Below are 25,186 nucleotides of genomic sequence, written 5' to 3' on the forward strand. Positions count from 1 at the left end.
AATAAAAAAATCGAAAAATTGCTTGCAATATTACCATGCATAGTGTATAAAGAGTAAGAAAATTTAACAGACGGGAGCTTGTATTACAGGCTGAGAGGAAGGTATGACCTTCGACCGATAACCTGATTTGGATAATGCCAACGTAGGGATGACTGATGGGGATATGTTCAGAATGTCGCGGAAGCAACCAAATGGGTGCTTCCGTTTTTTTTCTTACATGAATTACCCCGGTATTTCCGGTAAGATGAAAAACGCTTTGCTATGGATGTGCATCGGCGCAGGAGGAATATATTCCTTTTGCATAAGTAGTAGTTCTTACCGTCTGGATGGTTTTGAAAATTTTTGAGAAACTTGGGAAAAGGAGAACGGTATGAAAAAAAGTAACTACTTACTCAGATTGGTGATGCTTGCTATGTTTGTTGCGCTTGGTGTTGTAATATCACCAATTCTGAGGGTTGAGGGAATGTGCCCGATGGCGCATCTTATCAACATCACATGCGCAGTGTTCATGGGACCTGCTTATGCACTTTTATGTGCTGTACTGATCGGTATTATCAGAATGCTGATCATGGGGATACCCCCGCTTGCCCTTACGGGAGCGGTTTTCGGGGCAACTCTTTCAGGTATTTTCTACAAATTATCCAAAGGAAAAATAATTGCCGCAGTGCTTGGAGAAATCATAGGCACAGGTGTCATCGGTGCAATAGTATCATATCCGGTGATGACATATTTGTGGGGCAAAGAAGGACTTACATGGTTTTTCTATGTACCATCTTTTATCTGCGGAACTCTTATAGGGGGAAGCATTGCTTTCCTTCTTCTGAAAAGACTTGAGGCAGCAGGAATACTTTCAAAGATTCAGAACAGTTTAAGGGATACTGAAACAGAAAAACATGAAAAAAATAATAAAGGTGCGGTGGCGTAAATGGCAGCTTTAATTCATTGTATTACGAATCCGATTTCAATGATGCAGTGCGCAAATGCCATTCTCTCTTTGGGTGCAAAGCCAATCATGGCAGAACATCCGGCTGAAGTAAACGAGATTACAAAAACAGCATCAGCCCTTTTGATAAACACAGGAAATATAAGTGATTCCAGAATGGAGGCAATGAGAGTTTCCTTAGAGACAGCGCTTGAAAAGAAAATTCCGGTAGTTATAGATGCTGTCGGGGCTGCCTGTTCCAGACTAAGGCGGGATTTTATTCTGGAGCTTCTTGGGATATACAAACATAATCCGGGCAGCCTTTTACTTGTTAAGGGAAATTACTCGGAAATAAAGGCTCTCCTGGATGAGACCTACAGATGGAAAGGCGTTGATGCAGCTGATGATCTTTACATAGATGAGATAGCTTATCTGGCCGGAAAGCTTTCTATAGAGCTCGGGGCTTTAGTACTGGCATCCGGGGAAAAGGACATTGTTACTGACGGGGATAAAACTTTTTTTATAAGTAACGGAAATAAGCAGATGGGACAGATAACCGGGACAGGCTGTATGCTTGGCGCAATATGTGCCACATTTCTCGGAAAAGAAGAAAAAGAAAAGCTTACTGAAAAAGCCACAGGTATTGTTGCAGATGCCTGCAGCTTTTTTGGAATAGCGGGTGAGATTGCCGAGAGATCACTTGGCGGGAACGGACAAAAAACAGGCTGCGGAAGCTTTTTAATAAGTCTTCTTGATGCGCTCTCGGTTGTTGATGACAAAATGCAGGAAAAAATGAAAATGGTTGATGTGTCAAAAACATGTGTTTATAGGTGAGCCGGATAAAAGGTTGTGTATAGAGATGAGAGGAGCAGTTAAGTGGGGAATTTGGAGCGTGAAAAATTAAAACTTTATCTTGTTACAGACAGCACAGGGCTATCTGAGGAAGATTTTTTGAAAAAAATAGAAGAAGCCATACTTGGCGGGGTATCCATAGTTCAGATAAGAGAAAAAGATAAGTCTACAAGAGAGTACATTGAACTTGCGGCAAAGGTTCACGAAATAACAAAAAAATACAAAGTTCCTCTCATTGTAGATGACAGAATTGATGTTGCTATGGCGATAGAGGCAGAGGGGGTGCACCTTGGACAGAGCGACATGCAGATTGATACCGCAAGAAAAATCGTAGGCAAAAATATGATAATCGGGGCCACGACAAAAACAGTCTCTCAGGCACTTCTGGCATATGAGAAAGGAGCTGATTATCTTGGAGTCGGTGCGATTTATCCCACAACAACAAAGGTAAAGACTGTGCTCACATCAGTAGATACCTTGAAGGATATATGTAAGGCAGTCCCTATTCCGGTAAATGCCATAGGAGGACTAAACAGAGATAATTTGCAGATCTTAAAAGGAGCACCCATAGCAGGCATTTGCGTTGTATCGGCGATCATGAAAGCAGCTTCTCCTAAAGAAACAGCAAGGAAGCTTCTCTTTGTTTTTGAGGAACTGGAGGAGTCATGAAACAAAAGACAGTTCTTACTATTGCAGGAAGTGATCCTTCAGGAGGCGCAGGGATACAGGCAGATCTTAAGACCATGGAAGCCCATGATGTGTTCGGGATGAGTGTTATTACAGCTCTTACTGCACAAAATACCATGGGAGTAAGCGGAATTATGCAGGTTCCAAAGGAGTTTATTATAAAGCAGACGGATGCAGTCTGCTCTGATATTTTGCCTGATGCGGTAAAAATCGGAATGCTTCCCGATGTTTCGGCGATGGAAGCTGTAAACGAGATGATTGATAAATATGAGCTTAAAAATGTGGTTCTTGATCCGGTTTTAAGCTCAACTTCCGGAACGGAGTTTTCGAGAAAAGAAGCACTTGATTATTTAAAGAACAGGCTGTTTTGCAAATGCATGCTTATAACTCCCAATATTCCTGAGGCTGAGATCTTGTCGCAGATGAAAATATCGTCTAAAGAGGATATGGAAAATGCGGCAAAGAAACTATCTTCGGAGTTTTTATGCAGCGTGCTTATAAAGGGAGGACACAGCTGCTTTGACGAAGCGGGAAAAGCTACGGATTTACTGTGCCTGATCCGGGGTGGTGAAGTGCCGGAATACATTTGGATGAGCGGTAACAGGTTAAATAACCCCAACACGCATGGGACCGGCTGCACACTTTCAAGTGCCATAGCAAGTAATCTGGCAAAAGGAAAAAAACTCGAAACATCTGTCAGAAAAGCCAAAGAATATATAGAAAGATGTATAGGCATGGAACTTGATCTGGGAAAAGGAAGAGGCCCTCTTTTCCATAACGTGCAGATGCACATATCAGTTAACTTTAGTGATGGGGATTTGGCTTAAACATGATATTTAGAAAAAACAATTAAAGGAGATATGTATAAATGAGAAACTACGCAACACAGATGGAAGCTGCCAGAAAAGGAATAATAACTCCCGAAATGGAGAAGGTTGCAAGGGAAGAATACAGAACGGCTGAGGAAATAAGAGACCTTGTAGCAAAAGGACAGGTGGCAATCTGTGCCAACAAAAATCACAAGTGTCTTCAGGCAAAGGGTGTAGGCTCAATGCTTAAGACAAAGATAAATGTAAATCTTGGAGTTTCAAGAGACTGCAAGGACTACAATATAGAAATGGAAAAAGTGATGGCAGCTGTAAATATGGGCGCTGATGCGATCATGGATTTATCTTCCCACGGAAATACTCAGCCTTTTAGACAAAAACTGGTAAATGAATGTCCGGTAATGCTCGGAACAGTTCCTGTATATGATAGTGTTATTCATTATCAAAGAGACCTGTCAGAGCTTACGGCAAAGGATTTTATAGATGTTGTAAGACTTCATGCAAAGGACGGAGTTGACTTTGTGACTCTTCACTGTGGAATTACCAGAAAAACCATAGATCAGATAAAGAAACACAAGAGAAAAATGAATATCGTTTCAAGAGGCGGTTCACTTGTGTTTGCATGGATGAGCATGACAGGTGAAGAGAATCCTTTTTACGAATATTATGACGAAATTCTTGATATCTGCAGAGAATATGATGTTACGGTTTCGCTTGGTGATGCATGCAGACCCGGATGCCTTGCGGATGCCAGTGATGTATGTCAGATAGAAGAGCTTGTAAGGCTGGGTGAACTCACAAAAAGAGCCTGGGAGAAGGATGTTCAGGTAATGGTTGAAGGTCCCGGACACATGCCTATGGATCAGATTGAGGCAAATATGAAGATGCAGCAGACTATATGCATGGGCGCACCTTTTTATGTACTTGGCCCTCTTGTTACGGATATTGCACCGGGATACGATCACATCACATCTGCAATAGGTGGTGCAATTGCAGGAGCTGCGGGTGCAGCTTTCCTTTGTTATGTTACACCTGCAGAGCATCTTGCTCTTCCAAATGTCAGTGACGTTAAGCAGGGAATAATTGCCTCAAGAATTGCGGCTCACGCAGCTGATATTGCAAAGAAAATTCCTCATGCGATGGATATCGATAATCAGATGGCGGATGCAAGAAAAGAATTTGATTGGGAGAAGCAGTGGGAATGCGCTATTGACCCGGAAACAGCAAAATCAATCCGGGATGACAGATCACCCGAATTTGATGATACCTGCTCAATGTGCGGTAAATTCTGTGCTGTTCGCAGTATGAATAAAGCCCTTGCGGGAGAGCATATAGATATTTTATAAATACTGTTCTCCTTGATGGACATTTGTTGGACAGAACTGTTTAAGATATTGGCTGTAAGATGATTCTGTCTATAGACAGGTCGAAGTTGGAGGGGAAATTTATGAAAACAAATTCTTTGGAGAAAGCAATGATTATTGCTGCTATTACAGCAATGGCAGCAACTATTTTTGCAGGCTGCGGCAACAAAGAAAGAACAAACAGTGTGGCAGACGGTGTTTCTAATATGCAGGAGGCTGTACAGGCAACAATAGAAGAAGGTAATGTGGCAAAAACAGATGTTCCCGATGTCGAAAATGATGATAAGACATATTTCTATATTTTTTATGATGTAGATTACGGTCATACGGAGGACGGGGTAGTCGGTGCAGGAGCTCCCTTTGACTGCGAACAGACTAATGATAAAGTAACCTTCTGGTTTGGCGGATCCGAAGAGGATGAAGATGAACTGACAATTACAGAGGTTAAAGACGGTGTGATAACAGGGCATTATGATGATGGGCTTGAGCTTGTTTTTGAACCTCTTACGGATGTCGATCCTGTTACCTTCAATGCAGAGAAATATGTAAAAGGTTATTAAGATTAAAAAATTAAAGCAGCAAGTACCGATTATTCGAGTGGATTCGAAATGAGGTACCTGCTGCTTTTTTAATTTATGAAAATTCTTTTGTATTACTCATTGTTGTTTTAGCAATAGCTTACCATCTGTAAGCAGTGTAGTAGGTCTCATAGCGTGAAGCTGCTTCGGGAACATCCACAGACTGTGTAACGGTCTCTCCCGCAAGTACATTATAGCTTTGGTTTACAAGGAAGGAATCTTCAAAGCCAACGATTTCATTTTTTTCATTAAAGAAAAGCGTTACTGCCTGTATGGTGCTAAGATCCTCTGTTCCATTGTTTGTTCCGGTAATAACAAGCTGACCGTCATCAGATTCCTCGCAGGATAAATCCACATCTCTGCATGCAGGAAGGATATAATCGGCTTCTTCCCAATGGATCGTGTAGTCATAATCTGCCGCTTCTTTTGAAGCTAAAAACAGTGCATATAATGCGAATTCCTGATGGCTCGATACATAAGCAGTATATGAAGAACCGGTTTCGAGAATGCTGCCGTTTTTATCATAGCTTGCTGTATCCCAGGAAACATCGAGATCGTAATCTGATGTATTTTCACATACGGCAATAAAATATTTGTAACCGTATTCTGAAACATATTCATAGGTTTTCGTGACCTTTATTTCAACATCTGTTGCTTTTCCACCGGCTTTTTCAACACTCTCGGTGGATGCAGCAAGAGCTGTGCTGCTAAAAAGCATTATGATTAAAATTGATGCTGCCAGTGATCTTAACATTTTCATAAGCAAATCCTCCATAAACTTAAAAAACTATTACGATTATTATCAGCCTTGCATATGACACAGGCATGTACAGTGTCTTTATTTTTTCTAAAAAAAAGATGAAAAATGTGCTAAGATTAAGCAGTTGGTTTATAGCAAAAATTATGTAGAGGAGATTAGTTATGGCACAACTGTATTTTAGATATGGTGCAATGGGATCGTCAAAGACAGCTAATGCTTTGATGGTTAATTATAATTATCATGAGAGAGGCAAAAATTCCATTATCCTAAAGCCGAAGCTTGAGAATAGGGACGGGGCTACAATAATAAGATCGAGAATCGGACTACAGGCTGAATGTATGCTGGTAGAGGATTTTTTTGAGGAGTACAGAAGAAAGCATAAAATGATTGAACAATATGATGCGATCATTGTAGATGAAGCACAGTTTTTGACAGCTGAACAGGTTGATATGCTGTCCGATATTGTGGACTTTGATAAGGTTCCCGTAATTTGTTACGGATTAAGAACCGACTTTCAGGAAAAGTTTTTCCCCGGATCTGCAAGACTTATGGAAATTGCGGATAAGATAGAAGAGGTCAAGACAGTATGCTGGTGCGGAAGAAAAGCGACCTGCAATGCCAGAATATGTGACGGAAGAATTGTCCGTGACGGTGAGCAGGTTTTCATGGGAGGAAATGAGAGCTATATTGCCCTTTGCAGGAAACATTTTAAGAAGGGAAAATTAACTGTATAACGGGTTATAATAATTTTTCAAAAAATATCAGGGGCTGCGAAAGCAGCCCCTGTTGTTATTACTGATATTTACTTACATTGGATTTATCTACCGGCTCAAAATCAACCCAGATATATTTATGATCCTTGGTTGTTCCTTCGACATCCTTTAATGTTCCGCCGCTTCCGAGGATCTTGGCTGCTTCGACAGCCTTTGCTGCCTGGCCTTCAGCACTCTGAAGTACCGTAAATGCCATTTCACCTGCTGCGATTGATGCACAGCCGTCAGCAGTAGCATCCACGCCGCAAACCGGAATGTTGGAATAATCAAGACCAAATTCCTTAAGCGCTTCAACGGCTCCGAGAGCCATTGTGTCGTTATTGCAGAAGATTGCATCCACAGTCTGTCCCGTTTTCATGAAAACCGAAAATCTTTCGGCAGCTTCCTGGTCTGACCAGTTTGCATAGTCAACGAAAACATAATTGGCATTTACACCGTTTTCCTTCAGTGTCTTTTTTACACCTGCAGTTCTGTTTATTGTTGCGGAATGACCTTTCTCACCTTCAAAGATGATAACATTCATTGCACCTTTTCCGAGTTTTTTGATGACATATTCTGCCTGATACTGACCTGCCTGGCGCTCATAGGAACCTACGTAAATGTACTTGTCTGCTGTAAGATGCTCGTCAGCCGGCTGGTTGTTAACATAAATGATAGGAATATCATTGGATGCCACATTCAGCTGTAGTGCTGTCGAATTATCGGAGGGACGGCAGATTATCGCACTGTAGCCCTTTGACTTTGCACTTGTGATAAGGTCAACCTCAGTTTCGAGGTCGCCACCTGTTTCCACCATATCGAGCGATACACCCTGGGCGCTTGCCTGGGATACGATGTTATCAGAAAGATTTTTTCTGAAGGTATCATCGACATCCGTAATAATCCAGAGGATTTTTCCACCGCTTCCTCCGGAAGACGAAGAGGAGGCTCCCTTACCACATCCTGAAAGAGTACCTATGGTCAGCATGCACACCGCAGCAATGCTTATGATTTTTGAAAAGATATTTTTCTTCACGATAAGACCTCCCTCTTAAATCTTAAACTGTTGAACATGAGAAGAAAGCGTGTCGGATGTGCTTGCAAGTTCGTGAGAATTGTTTGCCACATCTTCACTGTGTCTGGAAATGTTCTTCGCCTGTTCAACCATATTTTGTGAGGTTGCCAGTATCTCATCAGCGCTGGCTGCCTGTTCTTCGGAGATAGCAGCGACATTGGTTGCTACATCATCAACTTTCTGAACATCTCGTATCATTTCTTTAATGCAATCATTGGATGCCTGAATATTATTAAATATTTGATCAAAAGTATCAACTGCTACACGGATAAGTTCACTGTTTCTTTCTATACTTTCGGCACTTGCGTTTGCCTGTCCGACAGCTTCATCGATAAGTCTGTGAACATCAGATATAAGATTTGAAATGTTGGTTGCACTTTCCGAACTGGTCTGTGCAAGCTTTCCAATCTGTGTAGCGACTACAGCAAAGCCTTTACCGGCTTCGCCTGCACGGGCTGCCTCGATGGAAGCGTTAAGGGACAGGAGATTGGTTTCTTCCGCAATCTCTGCGATCATGCTTACAATATTTGTGATTTCTTCAGAAGCAGTTCCGACTTCGTTGATGGAATCAACAAGCTTGCTGTTTGCAGCCTGTATGCCTTCCATTGCATGTGACAGTTTTTCCATATCTTCGCGGCCCTTTTGGGAAATCTTAACGGTTTCCTTCATGGACTCATCAGCTCTTTCGGAGTTTTCTCTGGTGTCTGCTACTACTGTGGCAAGTGTGGTTGCGTTTTCTGCTATATCGCCTACGGCTACAGCCAGCTGGTCAACAGTATCATTTAACTGCTGCATGGCTTCAGCCTGAGACTGGGAAGCATCATACATATTCTTTGATACGGTATCACTGGTCTCGGATTCCTGTTTGAGCTTTTCGGATTCTTCGCTGATACTTGAAAGCATATGACGCATGCTTTCAACAAATTCGGCTATCTTTCCGCTCATTACTCCGATTTCGTCGTTGCTTTCGGATTCAACGTTAATAGTAAAGTCACCTTCACTCATGGAATGGATGCTCTTTGTGATTCCTGCTAGAGGTGCGATTACTCTGCTTACTACATAGAGTATAAGGAGAATGATAATTATAACCGCAATAACACCTGTGATAAGGAGATAGTTGGCAAGCTCCTGAACGCTGGAAAGGATAATGTCCTGTGCTATGTAGGAAACCAGTATCCAGTCAGTTCCTTCTATTTGCTTAAAAGCTACTACGTAAGTACCGATTTCCTTTGTGTCATAATCTTCGTTTGCTATGGACTCGGCAACACCGCTAAGAAGCTTACTACTGTTGTCTGCAGAAAGCGTGGTTGATACAAGAGATTTGTCTCTGTGTGCAAGTATTGTATTATCGTTAGTGTCAACAAGGAAGGAACTTGCCTTATCCATTTTTACACCGGAGTTAACGATGATACTGATTTTATCAAGTGTAACATCTGCCGAAAGAACCTTTATGGTATCATCGCCATAGTTAACAATTCCGGAAGCGCTTATAACGTTTTCGCCTTCGGCATTTTTATAAGCAGTACCATACTGCATGTTTACTCTTGTAATACCCTGTTTATACCACTCTGAGGAAGTGGGATCAGCCTCTTCAAGAATGGAATTTGTGGACTTTATGAACTCACCTGAAGCGGTTCCGATATAGAGTCCTTCCGGTGAATTCTTATTAAATCCATAGTAAGAGTCAAGAATAGTTTGAAGGTCGGAATCATTTGGATTTAGACCTTCTATGGTCTGTTTTGCGGTTGTGAAAAATTGCAGATTTTCATCCAGCCAGGATACGATATTATCCGCCTGATTGGAAATGGATGAGTTCAGATTGGCTGTTGCCAGTTCACTCATACGCTTTTTTGACAGCGTGGATGCGATAAAGACAAGAACCACAATAGTAATGACCACAATGGGCACAATGAAGATAAGAAGTCTGTTCCTTATCTTCCCGGTTCTTTTGATCTTTACGGGTGCTTCACTCATAAGTAGCCTCCTTATTGCAAAGGAAAAAGAAATTGTTGATATGATATCATATTAAACGTAGCACAGTTACTCATAAAAATCTGTATTCATATCCTTAAATTTGCATAAATAATTACGAAAAAAAGCACAAACTACAAGCGATTTCAAATTGCATGTTTGGCGGTGTGACAGTATACTTGTAATAGTAGGTAATTATCGGTGTTGTATGAACTGATCTAAGGAGGATTCTTTCAGATGGAAAACGAAGAGCTTCTAAAAAAAATAGCTGAAAATTCAGAGAAAAGCCTTAAGTTTCACAGAATAAGTGCGCTTTGTCTGATCGGAATATTTTGTGTTGTACTGATAAGTGCGATAAATATTGTTCCAAAAGCACAGACTACAATCAATGAGATATATCTTGCTGCTCAAAGCAGCCGTGAAATGGTGTCTGATGCTCAGAAGACTATGGAAAAGGTAAATGAGATGACAGCATCGCTTACAGATACAAGCGATAAGATGAATGAACTTCTTGTTGAGAATTCAGGCACGATTACCGAATCTCTCGATAAGATGTCTAAAGTAGATTTTGACGGTTTGAATGCGGCAATTCAGGATCTGCAGGATGCTGTCGGACCGTTTGCAAAGTTCATGAAATCATTCGGAAGATAATATAGCTTATTGATGATTGTGGACCGGGTAAGATAAAAATTTCGTATATAGGAGGATGGGAAAAATGGCAGGAAAAAAGACAACAGACAAGATAATCGATATCGCTAAGAATGTAAGTGAGGCTGCAAAGCCCTATGTTGAGAAGGCAGAGCCTTACTTTGAAATGGCTAAAGAGAAGGCAGAGCCTGTTATCGATGAGGTGATGGAAAAGAGCGGCCCTGTTATAAAGGATGTTATGGAAAAAGCAGAGCCTGTTATAAAGGAAGTTAAAAAGAGAACAGAGCCCGCAACCAAGGTCATAAAGGAACAGGGCGAGAAGGCAGCGGATGCTGTTAAACAGGCTACCAAAGATATCACAGAGACAAACGCAAGAAAAAATACAAAGACAGAATTTTTCATTCAGTACAAGGACTATGAGGTTCGTACTACTGATATTGCAGAGACTATCCGTGAAAAATATGTGGCTGAGGGCCATAAGGTTTCAGATATAAAGGAACTTCAGATTTACTTAAAGCCCGAAGAGAATACAGCATATTATGTTGTTAACCACACGGACACAGGAAAATTTACTTATTAAACCGGAGACCTGCATTAGATGGCAATTGAGAAAAATGTATTTTTTAACCTGAGACATTATGAATACGGAGAGGCTTTTTTCGGGAGCTATAAAGGAATGCGCTACAGGCTTGCGAGAGAACCTCTTGAGAATGTATTTTTTACACCTGTGGATCAAAGAGATCCCGATGCCAGACTTATGGCAACTGTATGGCCTGAGCCTTACAGCTATTTTGACACTGAGGACGAAAAGAAAATATCAGAAAAATTTGAGATTACAGAAGAGGGCTTCGAGCAGGCTGTCGCTTGGATTAATGCGCAGTACGAGTCCGGAAACTGGTAACTATACGGCTGTTGCGTCATGCGACAGCTGTTTTTCGTATTATAAAAAAATATAGGAATAAAAAAAGGAAATCGGGAGAGACCGCAGAATATAAATAGAGTGAGGAGTTTTCTATGAAAATACGGGAGAGCCTTGAAAACAGAGAGAGACTTAACTACAGTCCATACGCAACGCTTAGTATGAACTCCAGAGGAAGAGAAAAAGAGGAGGAACCCTGCGACATCAGACCCTGCTTTCAGCGGGATAGGGACAGGATTCTGTATTCGAAGTCTTTTAGAAGACTGAAGGATAAAACTCAGGTTTTTCTTACTCCGGACGGTGATCATTACAGAACGAGAATGACGCATACTCTTGAGGTTGCCCAGAATGCGAGGACCATTGCCAGGGCGCTTAAGCTTAACGAAGATCTGGCGGAAGCAATAGCCTTTGGTCACGATCTTGGGCATACACCCTTTGGACATGCGGGAGAGCGTGCGCTTAACGCTATTTGCCCTTATGGTTTTAGGCATAACGAGCAGAGCCTTAGAACTGTAGAGTTTCTTGAGAAGGATGGAAGAGGACTCAATCTTACATTTGAAGTAAGAGACGGTATCCTTAATCATGAAATAGAGCTTACCCCTATGACCCTTGAGGGGAAAGTAGTAAGACTTTCCGATAAAATCGCCTACATTCATCATGATATGGATGATGCTATCAGAGGCGGAATTCTCAAAGAATCCGATGTTCCAGGCAGCATTACGAAAGTGATCGGACATACTAACGGTGAGTGGCTTGACACCTTTATTCACGACATAGTCGAGACCAGCAGCGGACATAATGACATAATAATGTCAGAGGAGGTCAACGATGCGCTTTTTGCCCTTAGGAAATTCATGTTTGAGAATGTCTACACCAATCCGGTAGCCAAGAGTCAGGAGGGAAAAGCAGAGAATCTTGTCCAGATACTTTATCAGTACTATATGGATCATGAGAACCTTTTACCCGAGTATTTGAAAAGGCTAATGGATTCACAGCCCAAGGAGAGGCTGGTGTGCGATTTTATCAGTTCCATGACAGACAGATTTGCCATCGCAAGATTTCATGAATATTTCGTGCCGAAGAGCTGGGATGTTCTGTAAAAAAGATGGCTGTAAGATAGCGACAATACGGGAATGAGAAATGAGATATTCGGATGAACTGATCGAAGAGGTCAGATCCCGCAATGACATCGTAGACGTGATAGGACAGTATGTGAGCCTTAAGCGTACCGGTGCAAACTATGTGGGACTTTGCCCTTTTCATAATGAAAAGTCGCCCTCATTTAGTGTATCGCCGTCGAAGCAGATGTTTTACTGCTTTGGCTGCAGAGTGGGGGGCAACGTCTTTTCCTTTTTAATGAAATATGACAATTTAACATTCGGTGAGGCTATGAAAACCCTGGCTGACAGGGCGGGAGTCAAGCTTCCGGAGGAGGATGAATCTCCTCAGGCAAAAATGATGCGGGATAAGCGGCAGACCATGCTTGAGATAAATAAGGAAGCCGCAAAATATTATGTATATCAGCTTAAAACTCCGGCAGGAGCAAAGGGACTTCAATACTTTAAGGACAGAGCACTGTCGGATGAGACAATAAGAAAATTCGGACTGGGGTATTCTAATGTTACAAGTGATGATCTTGTTAAGTATTTAAGGAGCAAGGGATACAGCGATGCCATGATCATTGAGGCAGGTCTTGCATCCTTTGATGAAAAATACGGTACGCATGATAAGTTCTGGAACAGAGTAATGTTTCCGATACTTGATGCGAACTCCAAGGTCATAGGCTTTGGCGGCAGAGTCATGGGGGATGGAAAACCCAAGTATCTTAATTCTCCGGAGACAATGGTTTTTGATAAGAGCAGGAACCTGTTTGGTTTAAACTATGCCAAGAATGCCAGAGCAGGTTACATCATAATCTGTGAGGGCTACATGGATGTAATAGCGATGCATCAGGCAGGCTTCGGAATGGCTGTAGCGTCACTGGGAACAGCTTTTACTTCTCAGCAGGCGAACCTTTTAAAGAGATACACAGATCTTGTTATTTTGTCCTATGACAGTGACGGAGCCGGAACAAGCGCCGCACTAAGAGGCATTGAGATACTTAAAGAGGCAGGACTTAAAGGGAAAGTACTAAACCTAAAGCCCTATAAAGACCCCGACGAGTTTATTAAAAACGAGGGAAGGGAAGCCTTTGAGGACAGGATAAAGAAAGCTGAGAATCCCTTTTTCTTTGAGATAGCAGTAAAAGAAAAAGAATATGATATGAGCGATCCAGCCGAAAAAACCGAGTTTCACAGGTTTATAGGTAATAAGCTTTGTGAATTTACCGAGGCGGTTGAGCGTGAAAACTATCTTGAAGCAGTTGCACAGAGATACATGATAAGCGCGGATGATCTGCATAAGCTTGTTGCAAATATCGCAGCAGGCGGAGGTATTGTAAAAAAACAGGTAAGACCAAAATCGGGAAAGCCTGTAGAAAAAATCAAGGAGAGTCCTCAAAGAAAACCGCAGAGACTACTTATAACCTGGCTTGCTGATGAACCCGGAGTTTTCTCCTCGGTAAAGAAGTGGGTGGGACCCGATGATTTTACGGATGACATGTACCGCGGTATAGCGAGTGAAATGTGGAATGGACTTTCCGATGGCAGTTTTGATCCTGCCAAAGTGATGAATCATTTTACTGATGAAGAGGAACAAAGAGAAGTAGCAGAGCTTTTCAACACTAACCTTGTTAAGGTGGAGACAAAAGATGAACGTGAAAAGGCTATGCATGACATTCTCTATGACATAAAAAAAGCAGGATATGAGAAGAAGCTTTCGGAAATGCCTCAGGATGCACCTGAGAGGTGGAATTTCACCTTAGAGGGAAAGCGTACACTTGAGGAACTGTCGAGAGCGAAAATTATTTTGGATGCATGAGATATATTGAAAGGAAGGAAGAAATAAAGTGGCAGAGAAAAAGACAACAGGCAAGGCACTGGACAAAGATGCAGTAAAGAAGCCCGCAGCTAAGAAGGAAGAAAAAAAGACAACGGCAAAGACTGCAAAGAAAGAGGGGGAAGCTGCAAAGAAGACTATCATAAAGACAGTTGAAAAGAAATCCTCCGCAAAGAAGGAAGAAAAGGCAAAGAAGGCTGATACTGCAGCTAAGACACCTACTTCTTCATCAGATCTTGATGAGGAGACAAGAGAGAAGTTCCTTCAGAAGATAAGAGAACTCCTCGCTCTTGGCAAAAAGAAGCAGAATACTCTTGATTACAATGAGATCAGTGATTTCTTAAGAGACCTCAATCTTGATGAGGATAATCTTGATAAGGTTCTTGAACAGCTTGAGGCAGCAGGTATCGATATCATCAGAATGGAAGAGGATGTTGATGTTGATATTCCCGATGATGACGGTGTTGTTCTGGGTGACGAGGATGAGGTTGATATGGAAAATATCGACCTGTCTGTTCCGGATGGAATAAGCATTGAGGATCCTGTCCGTATGTACCTTAAGGAAATCGGTAAGGTTCCGCTTCTTACAGCTGACCAGGAGATAAACCTTGCTCAGCAGATGGAAGACGGAATGATGGCTGAAAGAATCATGGAAGCCGGTGGAGCCGATAAGGTTGATGTTAAGGAAGAGGAGCAGGATGCTTACGAGAGAGTTAAGGATCTCGATGAGAAGGAACTGAAGAACGTTTCCTTCATGGGTAATGAAGCTAAAAAGCGTCTGGCAGAAGCTAACCTTCGTCTTGTTGTAAGTATTGCTAAGAGATATGTGGGAAGAGGTATGCTTTTCCTTGACCTTATTCAGGAAGGTAACCTGGGTCTTATCAAGGCTGTTGAGAAATTTGATTTCCGTAAGGGCTTCAAGTTTTCAACCTATGCTACATGGTGGATCCGTCAGGCTATTACACGTGCGATTGCAGACCAGGCAAGAACAATTCGTATTCCTGTTCATATGGTTGAGACAATCAACAAGCTCATCCGTATCAGCAGACAGTTGCTTCAGGAGCTTGGTCGTGAACCCACTCCCGAAGAAATTGCAAAGGAGATGGGCATTCCTGTAGAGAGAGTAAGAGAAATCCTGAAGATTTCTCAGGAGCCTGTATCACTTGAGACACCTATAGGTGAAGAGGAAGATTCACATCTTGGTGATTTCATTCAGGATGATAACGTACCTGTACCTGCAGATGCTGCAGCATTCACATTATTAAAAGAACAGCTGGTTGAGGTTCTCGGAACTCTTACAGAGCGTGAACAGAAGGTTCTTCGCCTCCGTTTTGGTCTTGATGACGGAAGAGCCAGAACACTTGAAGAGGTTGGTAAGGAATTTAACGTAACACGTGAGCGTATAAGACAGATTGAGGCAAAAGCGCTTCGTAAGCTTCGCCATCCCAGCCGTAGCAGAAAACTTAAGGATTATCTGGATTAAAACTATGAAGAATGTAATTTTATCAGATAGATTAAACGCAGTAGCAGGGCTCGTAAAGAGCTCTGACTGTGTATGTGATATCGGGACGGATCATGGATTCGTTCCGATTTATCTTATTAATTCAGGGGTATGTCATCATGCCCTTGCAATGGATATTAATGAAGGACCACTTGAGAGAGCAAGAGAACACATAAGGGAAAACGGGCTTGAGGATGTTATAGAAACAAGACTTTCGAACGGAATGGAGGAACTTCATCCCGGGGATGCTGATGCAGTAATATGCGCAGGTATGGGGGGACTCCTTATGAAAAGAATTCTTGAGGACGGAAATCCAAGAGAAAAAGGTATAAGGCAGATGGTACTACAGCCTCAGTCAGACCTTCGGCTTTTCCGAGAATTTTTGAGACGGGAAAAATATTATATTCTCGATGAAGCGGAAATATTTGAAGAGGGTAAGTATTATGTGGCTATTTTAGTTTCTCTGGACGAAAAGGAAGAAAATACTGCCTACAATAAAGTGGCAGCTGAACTAAAAAATAACTGTGATGAGGAAACAGCCATAAGGATCTGTGACAGATTTGGTCCTTGCCTTATAATCAAAAGAGACGATACGCTTAAGAGATATCTTGAGCGTGAAAAGAGCATATGCGAGGGTATTTTATTAAAATTATCTGAAGATGAGCATGCCCAAAGAAGACATGATATTATAAGTAAAATGAACGATATTTCAACAGTTTTAGACCTCTATAATTTTTAGTAGGAGGATAAGATATGAATAAGCTGATGATAGAAGGAAAAGAGAGAGAATACGAAAAGGGTACAACCTTTGAAGAGATTGCCGGGGATTATCAGGACAAATACGATAATCAGATAGTTGCTGTAATGTATGGCAGTAGAATTCGTGAACTCATGAAAAAGGTAGACCGTGATGAAACGCTCTCTTTTATCACAACCGCTGATGAGATTGGCAATAACACATATACACGTACTGCACTGATGATGCTTATTAAAGCAGTTCGTGACGTATCTGGAAAACACCATGCCCTTACCAAAGTGGAATATAAAATCGGTAATGCATTTTACTGCAACATAAGAGGTGATTTTAAGGTTACGGAGACCTTTGCAGGCGAAGTGCAGAAAAGGATGCAGGATATGGTGGATGATGCCCTGCCTATTACAAAGAAAGGTTTTCCTCTTGGTGATGCTATAGAAATTTTCAGGAAAGAGGGAATGGATGATAAGGTCAGGCTTTTCAGATACAGAAGAAGTTCTGAAGTAAATGTTTATAAGCTTGATGGTTTTCAAGATTATTTTTACGGTTATATGCTCCCGAATACTTCTTATGTGAAGTGGTTTAAGGTTGAGAAATATCATGATGGGCTGTTATTGCATCTGCCCTCAAGAAGGCATCCAGATCAGATTACGGAAAGTGAACCCAGAGAGAAGCTGTTTAATGAAATGGTGCGCTCCACGCAATGGGGGCAGATGATGGGAATTGATACGGTGGGAGATTTGAATGATGCGATCTGCCGCGGTGATTTTAATGACCTTATGCTCGTTCAGGAGGCTCTCCAGGAGAGACGCATAGGTGAAATTGCACAGAAAATTTTTGAGCGAAAGGACGTAAGATTTGTAATGATCGCAGGCCCAAGCTCTTCCGGAAAGACATCCTTTGCAAACAGACTTTCCATTCAGATGAGGACTTACGGATTAAAACCTCATCCCATAAGTTTGGACAATTATTTTGTGGAGAGGGAAAAAACGCCTCTTAACGAAGACGGCAGCTATAATTTTGAATGCCTCGAAGCACTTGACGTTGAACGCTTCAACAAGGACATGGTTGAGCTTCTTGAGGGTAAGAGAATTGAAATGCCGACCTTTAACTTTGTTACCGGAAAACGTGAGATGAACGGTGATTATCTTCAGCTAAAAGAAGGTGATGTTCTTGTGATCGAGGGAATACACGGACTTAATGAGAAGATGAGCTATGCCCTTCCGGCAGAATCTAAATTCAAGATTTACATTAGTGCACTTACAACCTTAAGTGTAGATGCACATAACAGAATTCCTACAACGGATGGAAGACTTATTCGCAGAATAGTAAGAGATGCCAGAACAAGAGGAGCATCCGCAAAACATACGATAGCCATGTGGGATTCAGTAAGAAGAGGAGAACATCTGAATATTTTCCCTTATCAGGAGAGCGCTGATGAGATGTTCAACTCTGCGCAGATTTATGAACTTGCTGTTTTGAAACAATATGCAGAACCGCTTCTTTTTGCGATAACAAAGGATGAACCGGAATATTTGGAGGCTAAACGACTGTTAAAATTCCTGGAGTATTTTGTGGCTGTAGATTCACAGGCTCTTCCCAAAAATTCGCTGACCCGTGAATTTGTAGGAGGAAGTTGTTTTAAAGTCTGATTTTCAAAACTATAGATTCTTGAACACATTTTCATTTTTTGCGTTCAGGAAGTCATATACAGTTCAAATATTTTAACTATAGGCAATGCTTAAGGATGTCAATCAAGATAATCCTTAAGCATTGTTGCTATATCGGATACCCGTACTGCCACCATTTCACCCTTATCGGTGCCACCAACAAGTATTCCCATATAATTCCCATAGATATCATAAACGCCTCCGCCGGACATACCGCCGTGGGCGTCACATTTTACATACATCATTTTATAGCCGTATTCAGCGACCATAATATTGGGATTGATTACAGATCCGTAAACATATTTGCAACCAATTCCGGTGTCATCTCCGAAATAGCTGTAGTTTTGAATTTCTTTGGCATTGATGCGGTGATTGGAGTCGAGAGCAATAACTATCTGATTTTTTTCTTTATCAAAAGTCGAGGTGGCGCTCAGATTAATAGCAACCGATCTGAGATTCATGATATCGAAATCATTGAGAAGGGCAGTGCTGACCGAAACAATCGCAGCATCAAAATCATCATTCATCGTAACAAGCTCCGCATCGGCAACCCTTCCGTTAAAAAATATAACATAGTGATTATCAGATTCGGACCAGTTTTTTACTACGTGTCTGGCAGTAAGAATATATATTTTGTCATTGGTTATCTGGATTATGTTACCGCTTCCGTATTCTTTTCCGACCTGAAGCTGTATAGCGGATGGACGCATATTAAGCGCTGTCCTGACCACGCCGGTGTCGGTAGCTATATCGGATTTATTAAGTGGGGCGGTGAAAGCATTTGTGGAGATCATGTCCTTTGCAATTTCGGAGGGCATGGGTCCCTGAGCATGAACCATTGATGAAGATAGTATAAGGCCTGATAAAAATATCAGCGATGCTGCCAATAGATTTATTATGCAATTTGTTTTTGCTTTTCCAAATGAATTATTCGTAATCATCACAAAATTATTTAATCTAAAATAAAAAAGACGCTTTGCGAATATGTCGAAAGCGAAATCCTTTTTTATATGAGCAGGCCTGTAAGCCGGGTTATGTCGAGAATGATCATCTATCTAGGACTGCCGTTACCGACAGACTCAAGCGACCCACCTGAAAACGGACCGGGCCGGCCCATAGTTTTCTTTTTGGTCTTGCTTCGGATAGGGTTTACATGGCTACAGATGTTACCATCTGCACGGTGGTCTCTTACACCGCCTTTTCACCCTTACTCATAAAGAGCGGTTGTTTTCTGTTGCACTTTCCCGGGAGTCACCTCCGCCGGACGTTATCCGGTATCCTGCCCTACGAAGCCCGGACTTTCCTCACCCGCGCCCTTTCGGGACCAGCGGCCGCGATCATTTGTCCTGCTCATACATATGAATTTTAACAATGAAATAAATATTGTCAAGTCTATCTTTATATTTCAAATTATTGTTTTAGGTAACCTTTTCCTGTAAAATTGAAATATGCTTGAAAAAACAATTCCTAAAGAAGAACTGAATAGCTATTATCAGTCTAAGTTTGAATATTACAGAAAACTCAGCGCTCTTGCTGCCATAGCGACAGGAATTCTGGAAATCTGTTATTTTGTTACCGATTGCCAGATATTCGGAAGATTTGCAAACGAGACGTTAATACCGAGAATTTCTGTGATGATACCGCTTATTCTGTTTGTGATATTAAATCCTATGGTAAAGACTTATAGGCGGGGATGTCTTTTATACTATTTTATCCCTCATTCGGCCATGTGGGCTACGATTTGGGCTATATGGTATCTGCCTGACAGAGACTTTGCGAGAGAAGGATTTATCATCATGCATTTCGCTTTTTTGTGCATTGGTCTTGCCATGCCGCTAAAGCAGCACATAGTCATGCATGGACTTATTTTTGCAAATATTATAATCTCAAATCTGTTTATTCATTATCAACATTTCGATATGATGATCACACTTGCATTACCGGTATATGCGGGTGTCATTTTCATTTTGCTGATTTTGGAAAAATCCTATGCGGACCATTATCTTATAAGAAAACAGATAGAAAAGAATTCTGTTACAGATCAGCTGACGACTGTATTTAACCGTAATAAGCTGGAAGAAATTGTATCTTCAGAGGATGAAAGATTTGATATTGAGCAGTACAGAGATGTCGTTGTTTTAATGATCGACATAGATAAATTCAAAAGAGTAAATGATACCTATGGTCATGATGCAGGAGACAGGACGCTTGTATTTATTTCAGAGCAGATAAAATCATGCATAAGATCGACTGACATCATAATCCGATGGGGAGGAGAGGAATTTGTAGTTCTTCTTGTAGGAGCAGCCATGGAGGTTGGACTTAATATAGCAGAGCACATCAGGAGCTCGGTTGAGGCCGCTGACAACGGAATCTGCCCAATTACAATTTCCGTTGGTGTAAGTAAATATGATGGCGGCAACTACCGCGAAGCTGTTAACAAGGCAGATCAGGCATTGTATTATGCCAAAAATCATGGAAGAAATCTGGTTGTATCGTATGAGGATATAGAAGACCGGTCAACTTAATTTATTAAATTCAAAAAACGCAGCACCTGGTTACCACAAGAGGTATCCATTAGTGCTGCGTTTTTTATCTTATTAGGAAAGTATTTCTAAATTCTTTTTATTCATTTATATCTGTAAAAGGATCAACCGGAGGCGCCATATCAATCACAACAGGTTCCTCAAAACTCGGTGCCGGAGTATTTACAGTTTCCGGAGATGGAGTAGGTTCCGGCGTAGGTGCGGGCTCCGGTGCGGGAGCAGGTTCCGGCGCAGGTGTGGGAGCAGGTTCCGGCGTGGGTGTGGGCTCCGGAGTGGGAGCAGGTTCCGGCGCGGGTGCGGGCTCAGGTGTCGGTTCAGGTTCCGGCGCGGGTGCGGGCTCAGGTGTCGGTTCAGGTTCCGGCGTGGGTATAGGTTCCGGTGCGGGTGGAACAATTGACTCGCCGTTTGCATCCGTAGTTTGTGCTTCACCGGTACCGCTTTCCGGATCAACGGTAGCTACTTCTCCTGTTCCTTCGTTAGGTTCCGGAGTGGGAGCAGGTTCCGGCGCAGGCTCTGGTTCCGGTTCGGGAGTAGGTTCAGGCTCCGGAGTGGGAGCGGGTTCCGGCTCAGGCTCCGGTGTAGGAGCAACTTCGTTCTGGTCTTCCGATTGACCTGGTTGAAGCTCATGATCTTTTACCTGATCTTCAGAGGTCTTTTCTTTTTTACTATCCTTTTTGTCATCCTTCTTTTCTTCCTGTTTTGAAGTGGAAGAGGAAGTACTGGTTGTGGTATCTTCCGCAGCAGGCTCAACCTGACTGGGAGTTTCATTAGCAGGTGCTTCCGCAGATGGTGCGACAGTTGCAGGAGTTTGCTCCGGCTCTGCTACAACTACAGGAGCGGGCGTTACTACGCTACCGGAAGCAGTGTTGGTTTCAGACTTTTTGTTCTGTTTCTTTTTCTGATCTGCTTTTTCCTTTGATGGCTCAATAGTGTAATGCTTTTCACTGTCTGTTGATTCCGCTACTTTCTGGTCTTTTGTATCATAAGGAGCAGGTGATATTTCGGAAGCAGTCTTTTGAGTTTCTAAAGCAGGTGCAACCGTAACCATTGGTTGCTCGGGTTTTGACTCCTGTTCTGTAATGGTCTTAACAATTGTCCCTACAGAAAGAGAAGCATATTCAGTTATATCATCATCATTCTCGGAACTCTTGTTGTTATCTTTTACCAGTGCTGCGTATCTTCCTGTACTAAGTCCTTTGTCGGAAGCAGTGGTTCTTTCGTTTATGCTGGATTCAAGCACACAAAGATCTATAAGTTCGTCTTCTTTTTCAATAGCTGCAGTGACGGTATCCTTGATAACCGCACTGGATTCTTCCTTGTCACTTACTACGTCTACAAGTACTGATCTTTCATCGCCATTAAGGTAATCATTATCCTTAAGTACGGAAATGGTTATACTTATGGCATCGCTTATTTTTGTTTTTTTTTCAACCTTCTGCTTTTTGAGCTCATCAACAATTGGCTGAGCATCTTCGTTTAACGCACTTACCGAAATTACTTTTTCATTGCGGTTAAGTGCATACTCAATTGAAGGGTTAACATCCATTGTGACATATGATACGTCTCTTGCATCCTTTACAGCTTCCATGCCAACAACAGAGCAGAAGAGTACACTGGCAGCTGCTGCTATAGGAGCAATGTAACGCATAATGCGTACACCCTTGTAGTTCTTGTGTTCTACACACACATTTCCGGGGCCTACATCCACCTGCACATCAGAGCCGATTTCATAGACTCCCTTTAGTTGTCTGAAGATTCCGTCTTCACATAAGACTGCGCTCATGTGACCTCTGGAATCCAGTACCGTCGCTTTCATTCGTTTCTTACCTTTCTGCTCATTTTTTTAGATATTCAGATAAAAGAGGATAATCCCCGGTAAGTATTTCAATCGATGCAATGAGGTATCTTCTGTATTTATCTATGATTTTTTTGCTGATTCCCGACGCACTTGCAAGATCCATGACCGGCAGGGTATGGTTCTTTTTATATCTGTTTAAAAGATCGTCATCCCTTAGAATCGTATCAAGCAGTGTCCTGCATGCTTCCTTGGTCTTTCTTGAAGTAGGGGAGTTCTTGGCAAGTGTGAAGAAATCTATGCCATATTTTGACAGTTCAACACTAAGTGCATCGATTTCATCCCTTACGGTTATTCTGCTGCTGGTCTTTGTATCCTCTGCGCTGAGAGTGGTAGCGTTTTTCGCTCTGACCTCAGTAGCGATATCGGACAGCTCTTCCTCAATGTAGTCGCCGCCCATAACGGAAGGATCAACAACAACCTCGGGCTGCCTCCTGTACTCGCTGCGTAAAAAATCAGTGAGCCTTCTGCCTATTACTACCTGCGCAAAGGATGAGAAGGATCCGCTATCAGGGTCGTAACTCATCACGGCCTCAAGGAAAGCAGACAATGCTACAGAATATTCATCATCATGCTCGGTGATGAATCTGTGTACTGTATAATATGCACATTTACGTATGAACTTATCATTGCCCTGTACCAGCTTGCTAAGAGCCTTGTTATCGGTTCTAGCGGCAAGTACCTGGGAGCTAAGCGCATCAGATGCCATCCGGTCACCTCATACCTAATAGTTTATTCGACAAATTGTTACATAATATTGGGGTTTTTAGTGAAATAAAAACCTTTTGTTGCATAGCCATTAATAATATCGGCAGTTTTTTGCATTCTATTAATTTACTTAAATGTAAAATTTATTTGATTCTGATTTTTATCGTTTTTGACCATGAAGAACAGATAATATTATTTGCTGATTTCTTGAAGCTTCTCATTCTTACATAGTATGTTTTGTTGCTTTTTAGCTTCTTTATTACAGCCTTGCTTTTTGACTTCTTATACTTTTTTGAAACTGTTTTGGAAGGCTCGAATTTTTTGCTTGTAGAATACTGAATTTCATACCCGTCAATTTTTGAGGTTTTCTTCCATCGTACTGAAATCTTATTTTTAGAGGCGGTAGCGGAAACGATTTTTGTCTTTTTAATTGAAGTGGATATTATTTCATTTGTTTTAGTTTTATTGTCTTCCTCTGTAGTAGCAGGGTCTGTGGAAGGTACTTGTTCAGAAGCAGAAGAGGGGGTGTCGGAGCTTGGAGTATCGGAAGGTTTCTGCTCAGTATAAATGGTAAATGTACCGGTTATTTTACCCTTATAATTGCCAATACCATAAACGGTGAGATTTGCCGTTCCAACATTTGTGTTGTCGGATAGTTTGCAGACATAATCAGAGTCCTCTTTAAGAGTTTCCTTGTTAAAAGTGACTATATACTCAGGAATGATGGGTTTTCCGGTATATAGTAGTTTTTCATTTTTTAAGGTCAGAGTACCTAAGCTGATGTCTGCAGCTTCAATCATGAAATATTTGGTTGCGGTACCGTCATAATTGTCGAGTCCTGTGACTGTTACATAGCCTCCTTTTGAGGATACATTTATGTTATTCTTGAAGACCATGACAAAATCTACGCCTTCGGTCAGCTTTTTTTCACCAACGGTTACGGTAACGGTTGGGGTGATCTCTTTGCCGGTGAAGGTGTAGTTTTGCGAATCCAGGTTAATTTCGTTTGATGTAATTTCTTTTTTGGTAACGGTTACAGGTAAAACGCATTTTTCACCGGTGGTTTTACGTTCAACGGCTATGCTTGTGTATCCGGTTTTTATGCCTGTAATGACTTTGTCAGTAATGGATATAATGTTGTCATCGCCAATGCTTATGGATCCGCTGATGGAATAGGACCATTTTTTATTGCATGAATAGGCACCCGCATATGAGCACTGTTCTCTTAAATATGACAGATCATAAGTATCCCCGTAGCCAATGGTGAAGGAAGATGCAGGAATAATTTCGCTCATAACTTTATTTTTTGTCATATTGAGCCTGGGACTTTTTATGCCGTTAACTGCCGGTTTTTCATCGGCTGTCCCGGCATCTTTTCTTAAAATGATGACCCAAAAAGTAGTGCCTTCTCTTGTTACATGAGAAGCACCAAGGTATTGATAATTACTGCCAAGCAGAGCAGCTTTGTTCGTAGCTCCGTTCATCCAGGCGTTAAGAACTGCTTCGGGAGTGGATTGCCCATAAGCAGTAAGCTGACTGGCATGTGAAGTATTTGTAAGGACAGTCTGCCATTTGGTTCCGTCAAGTCGTGTAGAACCATTAAAACACACAGAGAGCTCCATAGCCCTTGTCATTGCCGCATTTTCAAGCTCCTGATCATAGGACAGAGCAGAGAGACCCTCAATTTTTGCACGTTCATTATTAACAAGCTCTAATAGGGATCTTGCACCGCTTTGATCGTACGTTCCGGAAACAGGTAATGACAAAGTATCTTCTGCATGAACGGTAGATGCACTTACTAATATGAAAAGAATTGACAAGAGAACAGTTCTTAAGAATTTCGCCATAATCTCCCCTTAT

Annotated in this window: 23 protein-coding genes, 1 other RNA gene and 1 riboswitch; of the genes, 16 read left to right on the top strand and 8 right to left on the bottom strand. The window is 41.8% G+C overall.

Going from position 1 to position 25,186, the window contains the following annotated elements; translation table 11 throughout:
- Positions 1-62: 62 nt before the first annotated feature.
- Positions 63-167: riboswitch (TPP riboswitch) on the top strand.
- Between the two features lie 203 nt (positions 168-370).
- From thiW to BV60_RS0106905, 6 genes are all read left to right on the top strand, one after another.
- Positions 371-925 carry an energy coupling factor transporter S component ThiW gene (gene thiW, locus BV60_RS0106880; protein WP_029320441.1) on the top strand — a complete coding sequence of 185 codons (555 nt, stop codon included), beginning with the start codon at positions 371-373 and terminating at the stop codon, positions 923-925.
- On the top strand, positions 926-1,756 hold the full coding sequence (thiM, locus tag BV60_RS0106885) for a hydroxyethylthiazole kinase (RefSeq protein ID WP_029320442.1): 831 nt from the start codon (positions 926-928) through the stop codon (positions 1,754-1,756).
- A 51-nt stretch (positions 1,757-1,807) separates the two neighbouring features.
- On the top strand, positions 1,808-2,443 hold the full coding sequence (thiE, locus tag BV60_RS0106890; protein WP_029320443.1) for a thiamine phosphate synthase: 636 nt from the start codon (positions 1,808-1,810) through the stop codon (positions 2,441-2,443).
- Positions 2,440-3,288, top strand: a complete 849-nt coding sequence (thiD, locus tag BV60_RS0106895) for a bifunctional hydroxymethylpyrimidine kinase/phosphomethylpyrimidine kinase (RefSeq protein WP_029320444.1) — start codon at positions 2,440-2,442, stop codon at positions 3,286-3,288. The genes thiE and thiD overlap by 4 nt, the downstream gene beginning before the upstream one ends.
- A 41-nt stretch (positions 3,289-3,329) precedes the next feature.
- Complete coding sequence (gene thiC, locus BV60_RS0106900) at positions 3,330-4,634, top strand: phosphomethylpyrimidine synthase ThiC (RefSeq protein WP_029320445.1); 1,305 nt, start codon at positions 3,330-3,332, stop codon at positions 4,632-4,634.
- A gap of 101 nt (positions 4,635-4,735) precedes the next feature.
- Positions 4,736-5,212 (top strand): hypothetical protein, encoded by a 477-nt coding sequence (locus tag BV60_RS0106905; RefSeq protein WP_029320446.1) that lies wholly within the window; start codon positions 4,736-4,738, stop codon positions 5,210-5,212.
- A gap of 118 nt (positions 5,213-5,330) precedes the next feature.
- Here the strand turns inward: BV60_RS0106905 and BV60_RS0106910 are convergent, their stop codons facing one another.
- Complete coding sequence (locus BV60_RS0106910; protein WP_029320447.1) at positions 5,331-5,990, bottom strand: hypothetical protein; 660 nt, start codon at positions 5,988-5,990, stop codon at positions 5,331-5,333.
- 161 nt (positions 5,991-6,151) lie between these two features.
- On the opposite strand from BV60_RS0106910, the gene BV60_RS0106915 reads away from it, so the two are divergent.
- Positions 6,152-6,724 carry a thymidine kinase gene (locus BV60_RS0106915; RefSeq protein WP_029320448.1) on the top strand — a complete coding sequence of 191 codons (573 nt, stop codon included), beginning with the start codon at positions 6,152-6,154 and terminating at the stop codon, positions 6,722-6,724.
- A gap of 58 nt (positions 6,725-6,782) precedes the next feature.
- Here BV60_RS0106915 and BV60_RS0106920 read toward each other — a convergent pair whose 3' ends face one another.
- Both BV60_RS0106920 and BV60_RS0106925 read right to left on the bottom strand, forming a co-directional pair.
- Positions 6,783-7,778, bottom strand: coding sequence for a substrate-binding domain-containing protein (locus tag BV60_RS0106920; RefSeq protein WP_029320449.1), 996 nt, complete (start codon positions 7,776-7,778; stop codon positions 6,783-6,785).
- 15 nt (positions 7,779-7,793) lie between these two features.
- Positions 7,794-9,791, bottom strand: a complete 1,998-nt coding sequence (locus BV60_RS0106925; protein WP_029320450.1) for a methyl-accepting chemotaxis protein — start codon at positions 9,789-9,791, stop codon at positions 7,794-7,796.
- Positions 9,792-10,025: 234 nt separating this feature from the next.
- On the opposite strand from BV60_RS0106925, the gene BV60_RS0106930 reads away from it, so the two are divergent.
- From BV60_RS0106930 to BV60_RS0106965, 8 genes are all read left to right on the top strand, one after another.
- Positions 10,026-10,439 (top strand): hypothetical protein, encoded by a 414-nt coding sequence (locus BV60_RS0106930; protein ID WP_029320452.1) that lies wholly within the window; start codon positions 10,026-10,028, stop codon positions 10,437-10,439.
- A gap of 64 nt (positions 10,440-10,503) precedes the next feature.
- Positions 10,504-11,016 (top strand): DUF6465 family protein, encoded by a 513-nt coding sequence (locus BV60_RS21770; protein ID WP_029320455.1) that lies wholly within the window; start codon positions 10,504-10,506, stop codon positions 11,014-11,016.
- Between the two features lie 18 nt (positions 11,017-11,034).
- Positions 11,035-11,337 carry a hypothetical protein gene (locus BV60_RS0106940; protein ID WP_029320456.1) on the top strand — a complete coding sequence of 101 codons (303 nt, stop codon included), beginning with the start codon at positions 11,035-11,037 and terminating at the stop codon, positions 11,335-11,337.
- 113 nt (positions 11,338-11,450) lie between these two features.
- Positions 11,451-12,455, top strand: coding sequence for a deoxyguanosinetriphosphate triphosphohydrolase (locus BV60_RS0106945; RefSeq protein WP_029320458.1), 1,005 nt, complete (start codon positions 11,451-11,453; stop codon positions 12,453-12,455).
- 40 nt (positions 12,456-12,495) lie between these two features.
- Positions 12,496-14,274 carry a DNA primase gene (dnaG, locus tag BV60_RS0106950; RefSeq protein ID WP_029320460.1) on the top strand — a complete coding sequence of 593 codons (1,779 nt, stop codon included), beginning with the start codon at positions 12,496-12,498 and terminating at the stop codon, positions 14,272-14,274.
- Between the two features lie 289 nt (positions 14,275-14,563).
- A complete protein-coding gene (rpoD, locus tag BV60_RS0106955) occupies positions 14,564-15,775 on the top strand; it encodes an RNA polymerase sigma factor RpoD (protein WP_081846767.1) in 1,212 nt (403 codons plus the stop codon).
- Positions 15,776-15,779: 4 nt separating this feature from the next.
- Positions 15,780-16,532, top strand: coding sequence for a class I SAM-dependent methyltransferase (locus BV60_RS0106960; RefSeq protein WP_051656566.1), 753 nt, complete (start codon positions 15,780-15,782; stop codon positions 16,530-16,532).
- A gap of 14 nt (positions 16,533-16,546) precedes the next feature.
- Positions 16,547-18,199 carry a nucleoside kinase gene (locus tag BV60_RS0106965; RefSeq protein WP_029320463.1) on the top strand — a complete coding sequence of 551 codons (1,653 nt, stop codon included), beginning with the start codon at positions 16,547-16,549 and terminating at the stop codon, positions 18,197-18,199.
- A 98-nt stretch (positions 18,200-18,297) separates the two neighbouring features.
- Here the strand turns inward: BV60_RS0106965 and BV60_RS0106970 are convergent, their stop codons facing one another.
- Both BV60_RS0106970 and rnpB read right to left on the bottom strand, forming a co-directional pair.
- Complete coding sequence (locus BV60_RS0106970; protein ID WP_081846768.1) at positions 18,298-19,158, bottom strand: S1 family peptidase; 861 nt, start codon at positions 19,156-19,158, stop codon at positions 18,298-18,300.
- A 66-nt stretch (positions 19,159-19,224) separates the two neighbouring features.
- Positions 19,225-19,570, bottom strand: an RNA gene (rnpB, locus tag BV60_RS22345) — RNase P RNA component class A.
- Between the two features lie 95 nt (positions 19,571-19,665).
- On the opposite strand from rnpB, the gene BV60_RS0106975 reads away from it, so the two are divergent.
- Positions 19,666-20,745 carry a GGDEF domain-containing protein gene (locus BV60_RS0106975; protein ID WP_029320465.1) on the top strand — a complete coding sequence of 360 codons (1,080 nt, stop codon included), beginning with the start codon at positions 19,666-19,668 and terminating at the stop codon, positions 20,743-20,745.
- Between the two features lie 97 nt (positions 20,746-20,842).
- On the opposite strand, the gene BV60_RS23150 is transcribed toward BV60_RS0106975, so the two are convergent.
- The 3 genes from BV60_RS23150 to BV60_RS21780 form a co-directional block, all read right to left on the bottom strand.
- Entirely contained in the window at positions 20,843-22,579 is a 1,737-nt protein-coding gene (locus BV60_RS23150; RefSeq protein ID WP_156036009.1) for an anti-sigma-I factor RsgI family protein, read from the bottom strand.
- 19 nt (positions 22,580-22,598) lie between these two features.
- A complete protein-coding gene (locus BV60_RS0106985) occupies positions 22,599-23,327 on the bottom strand; it encodes a sigma factor (RefSeq protein ID WP_029320468.1) in 729 nt (242 codons plus the stop codon).
- 142 nt (positions 23,328-23,469) lie between these two features.
- On the bottom strand, positions 23,470-25,173 hold the full coding sequence (locus BV60_RS21780; protein WP_051656567.1) for a CAP domain-containing protein: 1,704 nt from the start codon (positions 25,171-25,173) through the stop codon (positions 23,470-23,472).
- Between the last annotated feature and the right edge of the window lie 13 nt (positions 25,174-25,186).

This window comes from Butyrivibrio sp. AE3004 (assembly GCF_000703165.1).
GTDB lineage: Bacteria > Bacillota > Clostridia > Lachnospirales > Lachnospiraceae > Butyrivibrio.

Coding starts and splice junctions, on each gene's coding strand:
- thiW (WP_029320441.1), top strand. CDS start 371: ATGAAAAAAAGTAACTACTTACTCAGATTGGTGATGCTTGCTATGTTT.
- thiM (WP_029320442.1), top strand. CDS start 926: ATGGCAGCTTTAATTCATTGTATTACGAATCCGATTTCAATGATGCAG.
- thiD (WP_029320444.1), top strand. CDS start 2,440: ATGAAACAAAAGACAGTTCTTACTATTGCAGGAAGTGATCCTTCAGGA.
- thiC (WP_029320445.1), top strand. CDS start 3,330: ATGAGAAACTACGCAACACAGATGGAAGCTGCCAGAAAAGGAATAATA.
- BV60_RS0106905 (WP_029320446.1), top strand. CDS start 4,736: ATGAAAACAAATTCTTTGGAGAAAGCAATGATTATTGCTGCTATTACA.
- BV60_RS0106910 (WP_029320447.1), bottom strand. CDS start 5,990: ATGAAAATGTTAAGATCACTGGCAGCATCAATTTTAATCATAATGCTT.
- BV60_RS0106915 (WP_029320448.1), top strand. CDS start 6,152: ATGGCACAACTGTATTTTAGATATGGTGCAATGGGATCGTCAAAGACA.
- BV60_RS0106925 (WP_029320450.1), bottom strand. CDS start 9,791: ATGAGTGAAGCACCCGTAAAGATCAAAAGAACCGGGAAGATAAGGAAC.
- BV60_RS0106930 (WP_029320452.1), top strand. CDS start 10,026: ATGGAAAACGAAGAGCTTCTAAAAAAAATAGCTGAAAATTCAGAGAAA.
- BV60_RS21770 (WP_029320455.1), top strand. CDS start 10,504: ATGGCAGGAAAAAAGACAACAGACAAGATAATCGATATCGCTAAGAAT.
- BV60_RS0106940 (WP_029320456.1), top strand. CDS start 11,035: ATGGCAATTGAGAAAAATGTATTTTTTAACCTGAGACATTATGAATAC.
- BV60_RS0106945 (WP_029320458.1), top strand. CDS start 11,451: ATGAAAATACGGGAGAGCCTTGAAAACAGAGAGAGACTTAACTACAGT.
- dnaG (WP_029320460.1), top strand. CDS start 12,496: ATGAGATATTCGGATGAACTGATCGAAGAGGTCAGATCCCGCAATGAC.
- BV60_RS0106960 (WP_051656566.1), top strand. CDS start 15,780: ATGAAGAATGTAATTTTATCAGATAGATTAAACGCAGTAGCAGGGCTC.
- BV60_RS0106965 (WP_029320463.1), top strand. CDS start 16,547: ATGAATAAGCTGATGATAGAAGGAAAAGAGAGAGAATACGAAAAGGGT.
- BV60_RS0106970 (WP_081846768.1), bottom strand. CDS start 19,158: ATGATTACGAATAATTCATTTGGAAAAGCAAAAACAAATTGCATAATA.
- BV60_RS0106975 (WP_029320465.1), top strand. CDS start 19,666: ATGCTTGAAAAAACAATTCCTAAAGAAGAACTGAATAGCTATTATCAG.
- BV60_RS23150 (WP_156036009.1), bottom strand. CDS start 22,579: ATGAAAGCGACGGTACTGGATTCCAGAGGTCACATGAGCGCAGTCTTA.
- BV60_RS0106985 (WP_029320468.1), bottom strand. CDS start 23,327: ATGGCATCTGATGCGCTTAGCTCCCAGGTACTTGCCGCTAGAACCGAT.
- BV60_RS21780 (WP_051656567.1), bottom strand. CDS start 25,173: ATGGCGAAATTCTTAAGAACTGTTCTCTTGTCAATTCTTTTCATATTA.